Annotated in this window: 16 protein-coding genes and 1 riboswitch; of the genes, 6 read left to right on the top strand and 10 right to left on the bottom strand. The window is 65.6% G+C overall.

Annotated features, from left to right (window positions below; translation table 11 throughout):
* The first annotated feature begins 141 nt into the window (after window positions 1-141).
* Window positions 142-1,293 carry an MFS transporter gene (locus tag ACQKPE_RS10175; RefSeq protein WP_427665456.1) on the top strand — a complete coding sequence of 384 codons (1,152 nt, stop codon included), beginning with the start codon at window positions 142-144 and terminating at the stop codon, window positions 1,291-1,293.
* Here the strand turns inward: ACQKPE_RS10175 and uca are convergent.
* From uca to ACQKPE_RS10130, 9 genes are all read right to left on the bottom strand, one after another.
* A complete protein-coding gene (uca, locus tag ACQKPE_RS10170) occupies window positions 1,290-4,871 on the bottom strand; it encodes an urea carboxylase (RefSeq protein WP_427665432.1) in 3,582 nt (1,193 codons plus the stop codon). The two genes, ACQKPE_RS10175 and uca, sit on opposite strands and share 4 nt — an antisense overlap.
* Window positions 4,872-5,063: 192 nt before the next feature.
* Window positions 5,064-5,690, bottom strand: a complete 627-nt coding sequence (locus ACQKPE_RS10165) for an urea amidolyase associated protein UAAP2 (RefSeq protein WP_427665430.1) — start codon at window positions 5,688-5,690, stop codon at window positions 5,064-5,066.
* 11 nt (window positions 5,691-5,701) lie between these two features.
* Window positions 5,702-6,415 carry an urea amidolyase associated protein UAAP1 gene (locus ACQKPE_RS10160; RefSeq protein WP_427665428.1) on the bottom strand — a complete coding sequence of 238 codons (714 nt, stop codon included), beginning with the start codon at window positions 6,413-6,415 and terminating at the stop codon, window positions 5,702-5,704.
* A gap of 2 nt (window positions 6,416-6,417) precedes the next feature.
* Window positions 6,418-7,185, bottom strand: coding sequence for an ABC transporter ATP-binding protein (locus tag ACQKPE_RS10155; RefSeq protein ID WP_427665426.1), 768 nt, complete (start codon window positions 7,183-7,185; stop codon window positions 6,418-6,420).
* The gene (locus ACQKPE_RS10150; protein ID WP_427665425.1) at window positions 7,182-7,997 is read right to left on the bottom strand and encodes an ABC transporter permease; all 816 of its coding nucleotides are present in this window, start codon (window positions 7,995-7,997) and stop codon (window positions 7,182-7,184) included. Before ACQKPE_RS10150 ends, ACQKPE_RS10155 begins: the two co-directional genes overlap by 4 nt.
* Window positions 7,998-8,012: 15 nt before the next feature.
* Entirely contained in the window at window positions 8,013-9,077 is a 1,065-nt protein-coding gene (locus ACQKPE_RS10145) for a putative urea ABC transporter substrate-binding protein (protein WP_427665423.1), read from the bottom strand.
* Window positions 9,078-9,146: 69 nt separating this feature from the next.
* Window positions 9,147-9,247: riboswitch (guanidine-I (ykkC/yxkD leader) on the bottom strand.
* Window positions 9,248-9,446: 199 nt separating this feature from the next.
* Complete coding sequence (locus ACQKPE_RS10140; protein WP_427665421.1) at window positions 9,447-9,950, bottom strand: hypothetical protein; 504 nt, start codon at window positions 9,948-9,950, stop codon at window positions 9,447-9,449.
* Window positions 9,951-10,046: 96 nt separating this feature from the next.
* On the bottom strand, window positions 10,047-10,640 hold the full coding sequence (locus ACQKPE_RS10135) for an HD domain-containing protein (RefSeq protein WP_427665420.1): 594 nt from the start codon (window positions 10,638-10,640) through the stop codon (window positions 10,047-10,049).
* On the bottom strand, window positions 10,637-11,221 hold the full coding sequence (locus ACQKPE_RS10130; protein ID WP_427665418.1) for a TetR/AcrR family transcriptional regulator: 585 nt from the start codon (window positions 11,219-11,221) through the stop codon (window positions 10,637-10,639). Before ACQKPE_RS10130 ends, ACQKPE_RS10135 begins: the two co-directional genes overlap by 4 nt.
* A 124-nt stretch (window positions 11,222-11,345) precedes the next feature.
* Between ACQKPE_RS10130 and ACQKPE_RS10125 the strand changes: the two genes are divergently transcribed.
* The 5 genes from ACQKPE_RS10125 (at window position 11,346) to ACQKPE_RS10105 (ending at window position 15,511) form a co-directional block, all read left to right on the top strand.
* Entirely contained in the window at window positions 11,346-11,960 is a 615-nt protein-coding gene (locus tag ACQKPE_RS10125) for a helix-turn-helix transcriptional regulator (protein ID WP_427665416.1), read from the top strand.
* A gap of 93 nt (window positions 11,961-12,053) precedes the next feature.
* The gene (locus ACQKPE_RS10120) at window positions 12,054-12,572 is read left to right on the top strand and encodes a GNAT family N-acetyltransferase (RefSeq protein WP_427665414.1); all 519 of its coding nucleotides are present in this window, start codon (window positions 12,054-12,056) and stop codon (window positions 12,570-12,572) included.
* Window positions 12,569-13,822 carry an MFS transporter gene (locus tag ACQKPE_RS10115; RefSeq protein ID WP_427665413.1) on the top strand — a complete coding sequence of 418 codons (1,254 nt, stop codon included), beginning with the start codon at window positions 12,569-12,571 and terminating at the stop codon, window positions 13,820-13,822. The genes ACQKPE_RS10120 and ACQKPE_RS10115 overlap by 4 nt, the downstream gene beginning before the upstream one ends.
* The gene (locus ACQKPE_RS10110) at window positions 13,819-14,853 is read left to right on the top strand and encodes a GSCFA domain-containing protein (RefSeq protein WP_427665411.1); all 1,035 of its coding nucleotides are present in this window, start codon (window positions 13,819-13,821) and stop codon (window positions 14,851-14,853) included. The genes ACQKPE_RS10115 and ACQKPE_RS10110 overlap by 4 nt, the downstream gene beginning before the upstream one ends.
* Entirely contained in the window at window positions 14,822-15,511 is a 690-nt protein-coding gene (locus ACQKPE_RS10105; protein ID WP_427665409.1) for a hypothetical protein, read from the top strand. The genes ACQKPE_RS10110 and ACQKPE_RS10105 overlap by 32 nt, the downstream gene beginning before the upstream one ends.
* Here ACQKPE_RS10105 and ACQKPE_RS10100 read toward each other — a convergent pair.
* Window positions 15,508-16,377, bottom strand: coding sequence for a TauD/TfdA dioxygenase family protein (locus ACQKPE_RS10100; RefSeq protein WP_427665408.1), 870 nt, complete (start codon window positions 16,375-16,377; stop codon window positions 15,508-15,510). The genes ACQKPE_RS10105 and ACQKPE_RS10100 overlap by 4 nt on opposite strands.
* Window positions 16,378-16,379: the final 2 nt, after the last annotated feature.

Raw genomic sequence — 16,379 nt, 5'->3', positions numbered from 1 at the left:
CCGGCAACGCTGCATGACATGAAATTCATCAAGCAGTAGCCGCCCTCCGAGTATGCTTGCGCCCTTCAACCCCGGCGCTTTCTCGCCTGCTCGAGCCACATCATGACACCCACGCATACCCCCACGCGCATGTCTGCGGGCATGGTCCTGCTGTTCGCCTTCTGCTGCGGCGCCATCGCCGCCAACCTCTACTACACACAGCCAATCATCGGGCTGATCGCCCCTGACGTGGGGCTGTCCCCTGCCCTGGCCAGCCTGATCGTCTCGCTGACCCAGGTCGGCTACGCCCTGGGCCTGTTCTTCCTGGTGCCGCTGGGTGATCTGCTGGAAAACCGCCGGTTGATGATCGCCACCAACCTGGTGGCCATCGCCAGTCTCTTGGGCGCGGCACTGGCCGAGCAACCGAACCTGTTCCTGGTGGTCTCGCTGCTGATCGGCTTCAGCTCGGTGTCGGTGCAGATCCTGGTTCCATTGGCCGCCGCCCTCACCCCTGCCGAGCTGCGTGGGCGGGTGGTCGGCAACATCATGAGCGGCCTGCTACTGGGCATTCTGCTGGCGCGACCGGTGTCCAGCCTGGTGGCTGACCATTTCGGCTGGCGTGCCATGTTCATGATCGCGGCGGCACTCATGCTCGCCATAAGCCTGCTGGTGCTGCGGGCGGTGCCCAAGTACCAGCCGCAACATACGGCCAGTTATGGGCAATTGCTGCGCTCGCTGGGTGCGCTGCTGCGCCAGCCGGTGTTGCGCCAACGCGCCTTCTACCAAGGTTGCCTGTTCGCCACCTTCAGCCTGTTCTGGACGGCCGCGCCGCTTGAGCTGATACGCAACCATGGCCTGAGCCAGAGCGAAGTGGCGATTTTCGCCCTGGTCGGCGCCATTGGTGCGGTGGCAGCCCCCATTGCCGGGCGCCTGGCCGATGCCGGGCACACCTACAGGGCATCGCTTCTGGCCATGTTGTTCGCCGCGCTGAGCTTCCTGCCGGCGCTGGTGCACCCGCTTTACAGCGTCATTGGCCTTGCCGTGACGGGCGTGGCGCTGGATTTTTGCGTACAGATGAACATGGTGCTGGGCCAGCGCGCGATCTATAGCCTCGACGCCAACAGCCGCAGCCGACTGAACGCGCTGTACATGACCAGCCTGTTCACTGGCGGCGCACTCGGCTCGGCGATTGCCAGCAGCCTGTTCGAGCACTTCGGCTGGGCCGGCGTCATGGCGGTGGGCATGGCCTTGCCACTGGTCGCGCTGTTGCGCCTGCTCAGCGCGACCCGGCAAACAGCGGCAAACCCCGCTTAGGCCTGCGCCTCCAGCACCACCACAACCTGCCCGGCACGCACCGCACTGCCGGGCGCCACCCGCACCTCGCGCACCTGGCCAGCGGCGCTGGCAAGCACGGGAATCTCCATCTTCATCGACTCCAGCACCACCAGGGTATCGCCCGCCTGCACCGTTTCGCCGACGCTCACCAGCACCTGCCACAGATTACCGGCCACCGGGCTTTGTGCGCCGACCTGGCCGGGCGCCAGCGCCGCCTCGCCAACCTCCGCCGTCACCGCCTCGGTGCTTTCGAAATGCGCCTGGCCACTGGCGATCCAGCGCTGACGCTCGGCCTCGAAGGCGGCCTGTTGCTGGCTGCGGAACGCCGCGATGCCCTCGGCCTGCTCGGCCAGGAACGCCTGGTAGTCGGCCAGGCGCAGCTGGCTTTGCTCGATGTGCAGCGGGTAGCGCCCCAGCGGGAAGTCGCGGCGAATGCGCAGGAGTTCTTCGGCACTGACCGGGTAGAAGCGCAACTGGTCGAAGAAGCGCAGCAGCCAGGGTTTGCCATCGAACGCAGGCACTTCGCGGTAGCGGTTCCACATCTGCAAGGTACGGCCGACGAACTGGTAGCCGCCTGGGCCTTCCATGCCGTACACGCACAGGTAGGCGCCGCCGATGCCCACCGAGTTCTCGGCGGTCCAGGTGCGCGCCGGGTTGTATTTGGTAGTCACCAGACGGTGGCGTGGGTCCAGCGGGGTGGCTACCGGCGCGCCGAGGTACACATCGCCCAGGCCCATCACCAGGTAGCTGGCGTCGAACACGGTGCGTTGCACATCGTCCAGGCCTGGCAGGTCGTTGATGCGGCGGATGAACTCCAGGTTGCTGGGGCACCAGGGGGCGTCCTTGCGCACGGTGGTCATGTACTTCTCGATCGCCAACTGGCAGGCCGGGTCGTCCCACGACAGCGGCAGGTGCACGATACGCGACGGCACTTGCAGGTCCTGGGCCATGCACACCTCGGCCCACAGCGCTTCCACCACCGCCAGCAACGCCGTCAACGGCAGGGTTTCGGGTTGGTAGTGCAGTTGCAGCGAGCGAATGCCGGGGGTCAGGTCGACCATGCCGGGCAGTGCCTTGGCCTCAAGGGCCTGCATCAGCGCGTGGCCGCGGAAACGCAGCACCAGGTCCAGCTCGGCGGCGCCGATCTCCAGCAGCAGGTGGGTATCACCAGCCAGGCGCGCTACCAGGCGGGTGTCGTCCTGGCCGATATCCAGCACGATCGGCGATCGTCGCGCTTCGTTTGCGGTGGCGGATGGCGCCTGCTCGGTCAGCGGCAGCAAGGCCAGCTGGCGTGCATGCGCCAGGGTAGTCGGCACGAAGCGCACCTTGTCGCCGGCCTTGAGTTGGCCCAGTTGCCACAGGTCGGCCTCGATCACCGTGACCGGGCAGACAAAGCCGCCCAGGCTCGGGCCGTCGGGGCCGAGGATCACCGGCATGTCGCCGGTGAAGTCCACTGCACCGATGGCATAGGGGTTGTCGTGGATATTCGATGGGTGCAGCCCCGCCTCGCCGCCGTCGGCACGGGCCCATTCGGGCTTGGGGCCGATCAGCCGCACGCCGGTGCGGCTGGAGTTGAAGTGCACTTCCCAGTCGGTGGCGAAGAAGGTGTCGATGTAGTCCTCGGTGAAGTATTCCGGCGAGCCATGCGGGCCGTAGATCACCCGGATCGTGCGAGTGGGCGCCAGTGGCAGTTGTGCGCCCAGCACTGCACCTGCGCTGCGGTCAAGCAGCGGCGCAAGCTCCAGGATGTCGCCAGTGCGCAGTGCACGCCCGGCGTGGCCGCCGAACTGGCCGAGGGTGAAGGTGCTCTTGCTGCCCAGGTAGTCCGGCACCTGGATACCGCCACGCAGGCACAGGTAGCTGCGTGCCCCGGCACCGCCGATGGTGCCCAGGGCCAGGCGTGAGCCGGCGGGGACCAACAGCGCGGTATTCATCGCCACCGCTTGGCCGTCGAGGGCCACGGGCAGCTCGGCGCCCACCACCGCCACCACGGCGTCGGTGTTGAAACGCAGGGTCGGGCCGCTCATGGTGACTTCCAGGCCGGCGGCGCCTTCGGGGTTGCCCAGCAAGGTGTTGCCTAGACGCAAGGCACGGCTGTCCATGGGGCCTGACGGTGGCACGCCGACGGCCCAGTAGCCGAGGCGACCGGGGTAGTCCTGCACGCTGGTCTGGGTGCCGCCGCTGAGTACCTCGAAGGTCGCGGCGCGGTAGGCCAGGCCTTCCAGGCAGCGGGTCCAGGGCTGGCCGCTGGCGAACGGGGCGTCTTCGATGATCTGGCGCAGGTATTGGCGGTTGCTCTGCACGCCGTACAGCGTGGTGTCGGCCAGGGCCTGGTCGAGGCGCTGGCAGGCCTGCTCGCGGTCTTCACCCCAGCCAATCAGCTTGGCGATCATCGGGTCGAAGTACGGCGGCACCTCGCAGCCAGCCTCAACCCAGGTGTCGATACGCAAAGCCTGGCCGTCGGCCTTGGGAAATTCGACGCAGGTCAGCAGCCCAGGGCTTGGCTGGAAGTCCTTGCCGGGGTCTTCGGCGTAGAGCCGCGCCTGTACGGCATGGCCGCGTGGTTTGAGTTGCGCGCCCAGGGTATCGAGCGGTGGCAGGTCGCCTGCGGCCAGCTGGATCATCCAGGCCACTAGGTCGACACCCCAGACCTGCTCGGTCACCCCGTGCTCCACCTGCAAGCGGGTGTTGACCTCGAGGAAGTAGAAGCGCTGCGCGTCGCTGTCGAAGACGAACTCCACGGTGCCCGCGCTGCGGTAGTTCACGGCCTTGGCCAATTTCAGGGCCGCCTCGCACAGCGCCTCGGCCATGCCTTCGGGCAGGTTGGGTGCCGGGGTTTCCTCCAGCACCTTCTGGTTGCGCCGCTGCACCGAGCAGTCGCGCACACCCAAGGTCAGTACCCCGCCCTTGCCATCGCCGAACACCTGCACTTCCAGGTGCCGCGCGCGCTGGATGTACTTCTCGATGAACACCCCGGCATCGCTGAAATTGTTCTGCCCCAGGCGCTTCACGGCATCGAACGCATCGTTCAGCTCGCGGGCGTCGTGGCACACCCGCATGCCGATGCCGCCACCACCGGCGGTGCTCTTGAGCATCACCGGGTAGCCGACCTGCTCGGCTGCGGCCAGGGCGTCAGCGAGGCTGTCGAGCAGCTCGGTGCCTTCGAGCAACGGCACGCCGTGCTGGCGGGCCAGGGCGCGGGCGGTGTGCTTGAGGCCGAACACCCGCAGCTGCTCGGGCGTGGGCCCTACGAAGGCGATGCCGGCGGCCTCGCAGGCCTCGGCGAACGCAGCGTTTTCGGACAAGAAGCCGTAGCCTGGGTGAATGGCCTGGGCACCACTGGCCCTGGCCGCCTGCAGGATCTTCTCCACCACCAGGTAGGTGCTGGCCGCCGCGCCCTCCCCCAGGCTCAGGGCCTGGTCGGCCTCGAGCACGTGCAGGCTGGCGATATCGGCTTCGGAATACACGGCAACGCCCTTGACCTGGAGCGCGCGCAGGGTGCGCAGGATGCGGCAGGCGATCGCGCCACGGTTGGCGATCAGCAAGGTTTCGAACATGACAACGTCCCCCAGAGGCGCAAAGGCGCCTCGGCTGGGTTGCGGGCCGTCCCGCAGTTCAATAAGGCCCTGGGGTCGTCCCCAAGGTAGAAAATCAGTTGCAGCGCTTGCCCACGGGGCCGCCTGGGGCGAGCCCTGCACGGAACAGGCAGGCGGCGAACAACGCACGGCGCAGGCGCGCCAAGCCTTTGATCAGTTCCATACCAGCACCTGCGCGGGGGTCGGGTTGTAGCCGTTGCAGGGGTTGTTCAGCTGCGGGCAGTTGGAGATCAGCACCATCACGTCCATTTCCGCGCGCAGCTCGACGTACTTGCCGGGGCCGGAAATACCGTCCTCGAAGGTCAGGCCACCTTCGGGGGTGACCGGCACGTTCATGAAGAAGTTGATGTTCGGGCTGATATCGCGCTTGCCCAGGCGGCCGTCGTGGCAGCAGGCACGCAGGTAGTTGTCGCGGCAGCTGTGCATATGCCGGGTTTCCAGGGCGTAGCGCACGGTGTTGCTCTCTTGCGCGCAGGCACCGCCCAGGGTGTCGTGGCGGCCACAGTTGTCATCGATGATGGTCAGCAGCGGCCGGCCCAGGTTGGAATACAGCACGCTGCCCACGCCCAGGTAGACGTTGCCCTGGCGCCGCAGGGTGCGTTGCACGTCGTAGCGCTCGCGGGGGTTGGCGGTGCTGTAGAACAGCGTGTCGATGGCCTGGTTGCCTTCCAGGTCGAGAATGCGCACGGTCTGCCCGGCCTTGACTTCGCCCAGCCACGGCTCGCCTGCTGGGATGGTGGTACGCCACAGGGCGTGCTCGGGTTGCAGGGAATGCTCCATGGTGCGGCTCCTCAGGCGAACAGGCGTTGGGTATTGATGAAGCCGCGCACGTTTTCCGGCCGCGAGGTGCGGCAGTGCTCGGCGACACTGGCATCGGCGCGGCTGAAGGTCAGTTGCAGCGGCTTGGGTGCGTAGTGCGGCGTGGGGTCCATCGGGTGTTGCAGGGCAGTGACCACGAACAGCGTGTCCATGGGCGCGTACAGTTCGATGAAGTCGCCCGCCTTGGCATTGTCCGGGTCGAAGCGCAGCGCGCCATCGGTGCCGACGTCGACCCGGCTGAACAGGTTCAGTGCCATGGTCAGGTCGGCCAGCCCCAGATCCCACTTGCCCATCTCAACCAGCAGGTTGTCGGTACCGTTGCGGAAGAAGCCGTTGCGCAGTTCCTGGTAGCGGCCCTGCCCATACTTTTCCTGCACTTCCTCGGCATTGAGCACGCCGCCGATGCTGTCGCTCCAGCCGCAGGTGTCTTCGGTAATGGCGGCCAGCACCCGGCCCATGTCGGAGTACAGGCAGTGGCCACGGGTGAGCTTGGCGGTGTGTTGGCACTTGAGGGTGTCGGGCAGGTTCAGGCGCTCGCTTTTCTCTGCGGCGTTGAACAGCATCAGGCTGAGGTTGGCGCCGCCTTCCAAGTCGGTGAAGCGCACCTGCTGGCCGCGCTTTAGCACGAATGAAAGGTGCCCGCCGCCCGGCAGGTGCTCTTCGGCGAAGATCGGGTTATCGGTCATGGTCAGTGTCCCGTTTGCAGTTGCAAAGACGCCGTCGACGCGCTCTGGCGTCGGGCGTTCAGTGGCAGGTCGTAGGTGACCCGCGAGCCATAGGCTTGCGGGGCGTGTGGGTCGATGCGGGTCTTGTCGAACACCAGCAGGCGAGTACCCAGGCTGAAGCCTTCGCTGAGGTCGTGGGTGACCATGAACACGGTCAGCCCGGTCTGTTGCCACAGCTCTACCAGCAAGGCGTGCATGTCCTTGCGGATACCGGGGTCCAGCGCGCCGAAGGGTTCGTCGAGCAGCAGCACCTTGGGCTTCATGATCAGCGCCTGGGCGATGGCCAGACGTTGCTGCATGCCGCCGGAGAGCTGCGCGGGGTATTGGTTCAGCGCATGGCCGAGCCCTACCTGGGTCAGCAGGCTTGCCGCCTGCTCCCGAGCCTCACGCTTGCGCAAGCCCAGCAGGCGGCCGAGCAGCGGCGCCTTGGACAGCTCCAGGCCGATGGCGACGTTGTCCAGCACGCTCAGGTGCGGGAACACCGAATAACGCTGGAACACCACGCCCCGGCTAGGGTCGGGCTCGGCGGCCAGGGGCTGGCCATTCAGCAGGATCTGCCCGCGGCTGGGGCGCTCCTGGCCCAGCAGCAGGCGCAGGAACGTGGACTTGCCGCAGCCCGACGCCCCGACCATGGTGCAGAACTCGCCCTCGGCGATGTCCAGGTTGAGGCCTTCGAGCACCACGTGCTCGTCGTATTGCTGCCACACGTTGCGCACTTGGATATAGCTCATGGGCGTGCCCCCTCGTACCAGGGGAACAGGCGCTGCGTCATGCGCTTGAGCGCGGCATCCATCAGCCAGGCCAGCAAAGTGATCCAGGCCACGTAGGGCAGGATCATGTCCATGGCCAGGTAGCGGCGCACCAGGAAGATCCGGTAGCCCAGGCCATCCTCGGCAGCGATGGCTTCGGCGGCGATCAGGAACAGCCACGCCGAACCCAGCACCAGGCGCAGGGAAATCAGCAGCCGCGGGGCCAACTGCGGCAGCACCACGCGCAGGATGTAGGTCCAGGTCGAGGCGCCCAGGGTCAGGGCCTTGATGCGCAACTCGGCAGGGATTTCGCGGGCGCGCTGCTCCAGGTCACGGGCCAGGATCGGCGTGATGCCGATGACGATCAGCATCACCTTCGACAACTCGCCCAGGCCGAACACGATGAACAGCACTGGCAGTATCGCCAGCGGTGGCACCATCGACAGCACCACCATCAAGGGTGACAGCGAAGCACCCACCAAGGGCAGCGCGCCCAGGGCGACACCCAGGCACAACCCCGCCACGGCACTGATGGCCAGGCCTGCCAGCAGGCGCTTGAGGCTGGCCGCGCTGTCTTGCCAGAGCAGGTAGCTGCCGCTGCGCTTGTCCTCGGTAAAGGCCGCCTGCTTCACTGCGTCGCTCATCTGCACGACGCTGGGCAGCAGCTTGTCCCGCGGGTTTTCCGCCAGGCGCTGGGCCGAACCGAACAGGTAGGCGCACAGCAGCAAGGCGAACGGCAGGATCACCAGCAGCAGGCGCGTTGGCCGGTCCGGGTGACGGTTGAGAAAACGCATCGCTTCGCTCCCCGGTCAAAGCTTGCCGTCGGCGGCCAGTTGCACGTACTCCGGGTCAAAGCGCAGCTTGAGGTTGGCCTGGTCGCCCACGGTCACGCCCTTGGCGAAGCTCATGCCGACGGCGTTGCTGTCCTGGGCAGCTGTGCCGAGCAGGCCGTGGTCGAAGGAGAACTTGGCGACTTTCTCCATGGTCTTGGGCAGCGCATTGCCGTTGACGAAGGCCAGGGTCGCCTGCGGGGTGGCGAACAGGTAAGTGGTCGACAGCTGCGACTTGTAGCCTTCAAGGTCAGTACCCGAAGCCTTGGCCATATGGGTCAGGGCAGCCTCTGTCGCTGGGGTTTGCCCAGTCATCAAGGCCATCACTTCATACCAGGCGCCAGTCAGGGCCTTGCCCAGGGCCGGGTTGTCGCGCAGGGTCTGGGTGTTCACCACCATCAGGTCGAGGATCTCGCCGGGGATGTCGCTGGAGTCGAACACCTGGGTCACGTCCGGGCGGGTATTGATTTGCTCGAGCATCGGGTTCCAGGTGGTCACCGCCTGCACCTGGGGGGTGTCGAAGGCGGCGGCGATGTCGGCGTCGGAGGTGTTGACCACCTTCAGGTCGCGCTCCTTCAGGCCAACGCTGTCCAGTGCGCGGGCCAGCAGGTAGTGGGAGACGGACAGCTCCACCAGGTTGACGTCCATGCCCTTGAGGTCGTCGAGTTTCTTGCCGCTGCCCTTGAGCACCACGCCGTCGTTACCGTTGGAGAAGTCGCCGACGATCAGCGCCGTGCTGTCCACGCCACCGGCGGCGGGAATGGTCAGGGCGTCCATGTTGGTCATGGTGCAGCCGTCGAACTGGCCGGCAGTGTACTGGTTGATCGATTCGACGTAGTCGTTGATCTGGGTGACCTTGATGCGGATGCCGTACTTGTCGGCCCATTTGTCGACGATGCTTTGGGCGGCGGCATATTCCCAGGGCATCCAGCCGGCGTAGATGGTCCAGCACACGTTGAAGTCGGTCTTGGGGGCGGCCTTGGCGGCGAAGCTGGTCAGCAGGACGAGGCCTGTCAGGAAAGCGGTCAGCAGGGGCTTTCGCATGGGATGACTCCAGTTGGCGGTAGACGGGCGAAGGAGCAGCGCGACACCCATTGCGGTGGGTGGTCTGTCGTCTCCCGGGCTTTTATCCCGCCGTGTAACCTCAACTGGAGGTCGTTGGCTCTCGGTCCAGGCACCTGCCGAAGCAAGTCGGAACCCTAGCCAACCATTTGCAAGTTTTGGTGCAATAGCTCGCGCTACTCCCGCACGCCAAAGCCTATGCCAGAGGCATGCCAGAACTGTCTGCGCTGTGCTCGCGCCTGTGCCAGAAGGGTTTTGCACCCTCCCTCACCCTCGCCACGCACAAATACGCGACCTTGCATGTGCCGTATTGGGGCGTCGCGCACCGGTGCGGGGCATTCGTGTCGGGTATCAGGCCAGCCTCGCCTTGCGGTGCTGGCCGCGCAGCCACCAGCCCTGCAACACGGCACCCAGTACGAAGACCGCCAACCACCCCAGCAACGCGCCGCGCACCAGCGGCGATTCTGGGCCGGTCGCCAAGGGGTGGGCCGCCGGCAACCGGGTCAGGGTTTCGTTGATGCCCGGTACTAACAGCAGGAAGAAACTGAACGAGAAACCGAGTTGGGCCAAATAGGGCCTGGCACGGCCCAATAGGCGCAGTTGGGGGATCAGCAGCGCCCCGCCAATGGCCAGCAGCGTCAGGATGCCCAGCGCATGGCCGGCGTTGAAACCACCGGTGCTGGACAAACCGAACGCGGTCAGCACCGAGGCCAGCATGCCCGCCAGGTAGAGCTTGCCGCTAGGGCGCTTGGGCAGGACTTGGTGATGCCGCGCAAGGCTGTAGAGCCCAAGGGCGAAAGTGGCGAGGCTGATCAGCGTATGCACTGCGCCTAGGGAGGAAATGGGATGAGGCATGAGGAGGAGCTCCTGGATAAGTTTTTGCTATCTACTAGTAGGTAGGTTTTCATTTCAAAAAAAGGGGACGCTTTGCGGCCCCGGTTACGGCATCGATCAGTCTTCGGTATCGGGTGGCTGCCCAGAGAAGTGCCGGGTCACCCACGCCTGGCACACCGCCCACAACTGCGGCGCGCCGCGTTCGATCACCGGCCCGTAACGCTCGATCACCTGTTGCTGGGAAACATCGTTCTGCACCCAGGTACCGCCCTCGGTGAACACGTTCACCAACAGCGGCTGAAACCGGTCCAGGGCCTTGGCGAACTGCGCATCGGCCGTTTGCGCCTGTTCGAACTCACGCCACAGCGCCAGGAAGGCATCTCCTTGCTGGGCTGGCAACAGCCCGAACAAGCGCTGCGCAGCCTGGTCTTCCAGCTGTGCCTGCACCTCGCTGGAGGTGCCTCCATGGATCGGCAGGTCGCCCACGTCCACCTCGACGATGTCGTGCAACAGCAGCATCTGCATCACTCGCGCGGTATCCACCGGCCCGCTGGCGTACTCGGCCAGTACCTGGGCGTACATCGCCAGGTGCCAGGAGTGCTCGGCGGAGTTCTCCCGGCGGCTGCGGTCGAGCAGCGGCGACTGGCGCACCACGCTTTTCAGCCGGTCGATTTCGCGCAAAAAGCGCAACTGCTGCTGCAAGCGCTTCATGGGCGCACGGCCAGTCGGTCCAGCAAAGGCTGGGTAATGCTGCCAAATACCTGAGGGTCCCCGTAGGCCCGGGCGGACAGCATCGCCCCATGCACGGTGGCCATGAACTGTTCGGCCTCGGCCCTCGCCTCGCCTGCCAGGCGAAGGCTGCCCTGCTGGGCGCCGCGTTCGAACACCGAGGTGAGCCAGGCGGACAGCGTGCGAAAATGCGCGCGCACCTCCAGCACCACTTCCTGGGGCAGTGACGGGATCTGCGTGGCGAGCAAGGCGCATACGCAATAGCTCTTGGTTACATCGCCAACGCAGCCCAGCCAGTAACCGATATAGGCCTGCAAGCGGTCGCCCGGCTCGGGAAAATGCTGCTCCAGCGCGCCAATGGCAGCCTCGGTTTCCTCACGGTAGAGCCTGACCAGGGTCTGCACCAGGTCCACCTTGGTGGGAAAGTGATGGTGAATGCTCGCCTTGCGCACGCCCACGTATTCGGCGATGTCCGCATAGCTGAACGCACTGTACCCACCGGCAATGATCAGCGTGCGGGCATACTGGAGAATTTCGAAGTAGGTGTTGGAATGATTGGCCATGGGGCGAAAACCTACCTTCTAGTAGGGCGATAGTCAACCGCCGCGTACCCAGCCCTTCGTCCCCATCGCCGATAAGCAGTAGACTAAGCGCCCCCAGCGCGCGCTCCAGGATGCCCGACGCCCGATGAACACCCTCGACAACTACAAGGCGATCGCCGACGCCCTCGCCACCCTGCTGTTTCCCCACGTGGAGGTGATCATCCACGAGCTGAGCAGCCAGACGGTGGTGCACATCGCCAACAACTTCTCCAAGCGCAAGCTGGGCGACGACTCGGCGCTCGACGACCTGCCCCAGGATATCGCCAGCCTGTCCAACCTAGGCCCCTACGAGAAACTCAACTGGAACGGGCAAAAGCTGCGCTCGATCTCCAGCGTGCTGCGCAATGCCCGGGGCGAGGCCGAGTTCATGATGTGCGTGAACATGAACTTCTCGGTGCTGGAGCAGGCCCGCGATGCCCTGGACGCCTTGTTCCAGGTGAGCCGCCTGATGCCCCAGCCCGATGCCCTGTTCAAGGACGACTGGCAGGAGCGCATCAACACGTTCCTGCACAGCTGGCTGGGTGAGCGTCAGCTGTCGCTCAGCACCCTGAACATCAAGCACAAGCGTGAACTGGTCGAAGCGCTCTACGCCGAGGGTGCGTTCGAAGGACGCAGCGGCGCGGACTACGTGGCCAACGTGCTGAACATGGGCCGGGCGACGGTATACAAGTACCTCAAGGCCCTGCGCACGGAGGCCTGAACCCCTGGCGATGGCAGCGGGCCAGCCATTGAATATAGGGTTCACTCGGCGTACAAGAACACCCTGCCCTCCCCACCCCGCAAGGAGCACTGGATGTTGGAGCTGTACACCGATCGGCTGTACCTGCGCACCCTGGTCGAAAGCGACTGGCCACTGTTCCTCAGGCTGCACCGCGAGCCGGAAACCCTGCGCTATACCTTCGATGAGCTGCCAGAACATGAAGTGCGACGCGGCTTCGAACATCGGCTGCCGGCCTGGACGCCCGCCTCGGAACACTGGCTGTGCCTGGTCGTGGTCGATCAGGCCAGCGGCCAAGACCTCGGGGTCAGCGGTTTTCGTATCCTGCACCCTGGTCACGCCGAAGTGGGCTGCCTGCTGCTTCCGGCGTTTCATGGCAAAGGCTTCGGTACCGAGTCGCGCCGCGCCATCATCGACTACGCCACCGCCATTGGCCTCACCTCCCTCGAGTCAACGGTCACCGATGGCAACATCGCCTCGTGCCGAGTGCTGGAAAAGTGCGGTTTCACCTTTGAGCGCCGCGTGCCGCAGGCTTACCAGTTGCGTGGCATCTGGTACGACGACCTGGTCTACGGCCTCAGGCTGACGCCATGACCCCGGCCAGCGGCACCTGGCCTTCACTGCTCGCCCTGCCCCACGCCGCCCGCTGGCTGCTGCTGGGCATGGGCCTGACGCGCCTCGCCGCGTTCATGATCTGGCCGTTCATTGCCGTCACCATGAACCAACGCTTCGGCACGCCGATCACCGACATCGGTGCACAGCTGGCGCTGAGTGCAGTACTGGCCATCGCCCTGGCGCCTGTGAGTGGCTGGCTGGGCGACCGTTTCAATGCACGCAACCTGATGCTGCTGGGCTGCGCACTGTGCGCCGCCTGCTACACACTGATGGGGCTTTTGCCGGGGCAATCGAGCTATTTCCTGGCGATCATCGGCCTGGCCGTGGCGCAAAGCATTCTCGAGCCGCTGCTGCGGGTGCTGCTTAGCGACCTGGCGGTGGACGATGCCCAGCGCACCTTCCTGTTCCATATCCGCTACTACGTGGTCAATTGCGCCGCTGCCCTCGGCCCGATGATCGGCCTGGGGCTGGTCGAGGGCCAAGGTGATGCGGCGTTCGCCGTGGCGGTGGGCGCCTATGCGGTGCTCACCCTGACCCTGCTCAAGGCTTGGCGCGCCCGCTTGCGCCAGTGCCCGCGAACCAATGTTGCGTCGTTGCCCATGGCCCAAGTGCTGCGGGCCGTACTCGGTAACCGTCTGTTCCTGGTCATTTTGCTGGCCAACTTCTTCCTGGTGCTGGTGTACGCCCAGCTCGACGAGCCGCTGACGTTCTACCTGCTGCAATTGCAATTGCCGGAAATCAAGCAGGTGATCGCCTCGATCAGCTTCACCAATGCCTGCGTGGTGGTCGGTGTGCACCTGTTCCTGATGCGCTGGCTGATCGCCCTGGCCGAGCGCCGTGCCTACCTGCTGGCACTGGGCTGCCTGATGGTCGCTCACGCGCTGATCGCCCTCAATGTCGGCGCCTGGTGGGGCGGCTGGTTGATCGCCGTGGTGTTCGCCACCTTGGCCGAAATCATCGTCATGCCGTTGTTCGCCACCTTGATCGACCGCCTTGCCCCCGCTGGCATGCGCGGCAGCTTCATTGGCCTTTCCATGCTCGCAGGCCTGGGGGCGGCACTGGCGCCCTGGCTGGGGGCGCTGGTCATCAGCCATTACGGCGGCGCAACGCTGTTCACCGCACTGGCCTTTGCCTGCCTGCCCATCGGCTTGCTCGGCTACCACGCGTTGCGTGCCGGCCACGCATCAACCTTGCCTGCGCATCCACAGTCTCTGGAGCCCACCCGATGAGCCCGTATCAATGCCTGCCAACGCACGCCTTCTGGCGTACGGCAGTGGCCGAGCGGAGCAGCGAAACGCTCGATGGCCTGTGGGCCCCGGCGTTCGAGATCGACCGCAAGGATGCCATCGTCACCGCCGGCTCCTGCTTCGCCCAGCACATTGGCCGGGCCCTGGTGGCGCGGGGCATGAACTGGCTCGATGCCGAGCCGGCCCCTGCCGAGCTGAACGACGAGGCGCGTAAAGCCGGTCAATATGGCGTGTTCTCGTTTCGCACCGGCAACCTCTATACCCCGGCAATGCTGTTGCAGTGGCTGCAATGGGCGTTGGGCCAATGCTCGCAGTCGCGTGAAACCTGGCAGCACGATGGGCGTTTCTTCGACCCGTTCCGTCCCGCCGTCGACACCAGAGGGTTTGCCAGCGAACAGGCGCTGTTCGCTTCGCGCGAGCAAACCCTGGCGGCCATTCGCCTGGCAGTGCGCCGCGCCAAGGTGTTGGTTTTCACCCTGGGCCTGACCGAGGCGTGGCAGCACCGCGAAACCGGTGTGTTCTACCCGGTATGCCCAGGCACCGTGCGCGGCGAGTTCGACCCGAACCTGCATGCTTTTCGCAACCTCGGCTTCAACGACACCTGCCAGGCCATGACTGCCGCCATCAACTTGATGCGCACGCTCAACCCCGGCCTGCGCGTGCTGCTCACCGTCTCGCCGGTGCCCTTGACCGCCACCGCCACTGGCGAACACGTGCTCAGCGCCACTACCTATTCCAAGTCGGTGCTGCGCGCGGTCGCAGGGCAGCTGTGCCAAGACCTGCCGGAAGTGGACTACTTCCCCTCCTACGAGATCATCACCGCACCCACCTTCGCAGGCGCCTTCTACCAGCCTAACCAGCGTGAAATCACACCCGAGGGCGTGGCCTTCGTGATGCGCCATTTCTTCGCCGGGCTCGACGGCCAGACCGCAGCGCCCTTAGCCAACAGCACACCTTCCCTGGCCACCGAGGACCTTGTGTGTGAAGACGCCAAGCTCGACTACTACGCCTAGCTTCCTGCTGCTGGGGGACTCTCACGTCGGTGTGCTTGGCAAGGCCGCCCAGGCGCGGCAACTGCGCTTCGGTGGCGGGCCGCTGGGGGCCGGGCGCGATTTCGGCGTGGACTTCTTCGACCTGGCCAGCACTGACGTGACGTTCACAGCCCCCGAGTTGCAGCGCCTGTACCGCCAGGCCCTGGCCCAGCTCGATGCCCCCGACCTTGCGCGCATTCCCGGCCCGCTGGTCAGCAGCATCGGCCTGAGCGTTCATTACCTGGCCACCGCACAGAACTGGGTGTGCTACCAAGACCCTGATGGCACCTTCGACCCCGGCTTTCTCGATGGGCCACTGTTCGCTTCGATCATCGATACCCTGTCGCGCCCTGCGCTCGCCTTCTACAAACACGCGCTCGCCCTGGGCCTTAAGGTGTACGCCGTCCTGCCCCCGCAGCGAGTGCCGGCACTGTCCGATGCCCGGGTGTTCATGGCTGCCCAGGCGCTGCTGGTCGCGCGCCTTCAAGGCCTGGGTGTGCGGCTGCTCGATGTGCGCGATGCGGCCAACGATGAGCAAGGCCTGCAACGCCCCGAATATTGCGAGATCGACGACCCGCTGCACGGCAACCTGGCGTTCGGCGAACTGCTGCTCGAACGCCTGTTACGTCAGCTGGCCTAGGCCATGGGCCGGGTGCCGAGAATGGTCACCCGCTCGCCATAGCGCGAATGCGGGAAGTAGTCCCACACCGCATGGTGCTGGGTACAGCGGTTATCCCAGAACACCAGGGTGTTGGGCGCCCAACGCACCCGGCAGCTAAGCACCGGCTCACGCGCCACCAGGTCGAACAGCAGGTTCAGCAGCGCCTGGCTCTCGCCTGCCGACAGCTGCACGATATGCGAGGTGAAGCCGGAATTGACGAACAGCGTGGGCCGGCCGGTTTCCGGGTGGCGCACCACCACCGGGTGTTCGCTCTTGGGCAGGCCGGGCGGCGGGGTGTAGCCCTTCCAGGGAATTTCGCCGTCGTGGATGGCGGTCAAGCTGCCGAGGAACGCCTGCATCGCCGGTGAAAGCATGTCCAGCGCCAGGTGCATGTTGGCGAACAAGGTGTCGCCCCCGCAGCCGATCGCCGGGGTTTCCTTCACGTACAGCATCGAGCCCAGGGACGGCGCAAGGTCGGCAGTGCCGTCGGTGTGCCAGGTTTCCCCGGCAACGAAGCGCGACTGGGCGTTGGCGCGGATCACCACCAGTTCGGGGTCGTCGCCGTCGATGTCCTCCAGCGCCAGTGCACGCAACTCGCCGAACATCCGGCCGAAAGCCTTGTGCTGCTCGACGCTCAGGTGCTGGTCGCGGAACACCAATACGTGGTTCTCCAGAAACGCCCGCCGGATTTCCGTAAGTTGCTGCGTTTGCAAGGGCCGCGACAGATCTACCCCGCTGATTTCTGCACCGATCACCGGGGTCAGCCGGTCGACCGTGATGCTGTGGTACGGCGCACGCTGTGGGCCAGCGATGCGTTCGATGGCCTTCAGTGCCAGTTGGTCCATGG

This window comes from Pseudomonas sp. NPDC089554 (assembly GCF_050280645.1).
GTDB lineage: Bacteria > Pseudomonadota > Gammaproteobacteria > Pseudomonadales > Pseudomonadaceae > Aquipseudomonas.
The sequence above is the reverse complement of the archived record's forward strand: the minus strand, read 5'-3'. Positions and strand labels throughout refer to the sequence as shown.